This is a genomic window from Mesorhizobium sp. WSM4833 (assembly GCF_055811095.1).
In genome coordinates, this window is record NZ_JBVVQG010000046.1 from 1 (window position 1) to 695 (window position 695).

1 protein-coding gene is annotated in these 695 nt (G+C 62.0%); it reads left to right on the plus strand.

Features of this window, described 5'->3' with window-relative positions:
* The coding region (gene groEL / locus AC0L2D_RS31800; protein WP_473544113.1) for a chaperonin GroEL at positions 1–695 on the plus strand (695 nt) is incomplete at both ends.

Here is a 695-nt window from a genome sequence, read left to right on the forward strand (position 1 = left end):
CAGTCGATCGTCCAGGAAGGCCACAAGGCCGTTGCCGCCGGCATGAACCCGATGGACCTGAAGCGCGGCATCGATCTGGCCGTGACCGAAGTCGTCTCGGCGCTCGGCAAGGCTGCCAAGAAGATCAAGACCTCCGAGGAAGTTGCCCAGGTCGGCACGATCTCGGCCAATGGCGACGAGTCGGTCGGCAAGATGATCGCGGAAGCGATGCAGAAGGTCGGCAACGAAGGCGTCATCACGGTTGAAGAAGCCAAGACCGCCGAGACCGAACTCGAAGTCGTCGAAGGCATGCAGTTCGACCGCGGCTATCTCTCGCCCTACTTCGTCACCAACGCCGACAAGATGGTTGCCGAGCTCGAGGACGTCTACATCCTCCTGCACGAGAAGAAGCTGTCCAACCTCCAGGCCATGCTGCCGGTTCTCGAAGCCGTCGTGCAGACCTCGAAGCCGCTGCTCATCATCTCGGAAGACGTCGAAGGCGAGGCTCTGGCCACGCTGGTCGTCAATAAGCTGCGTGGCGGCCTGAAGATCGCTGCCGTCAAGGCGCCGGGCTTCGGCGATCGCCGCAAGGCCATGCTGGAAGACATCGCCATCCTCACCGGTGGCCAGGTCATCTCGGAAGACCTCGGCATCAAGCTCGAGAACGTCGGCCTCAACATGCTCGGCCGCGCCAAGAAGGTGTCGATCTCCAAGGA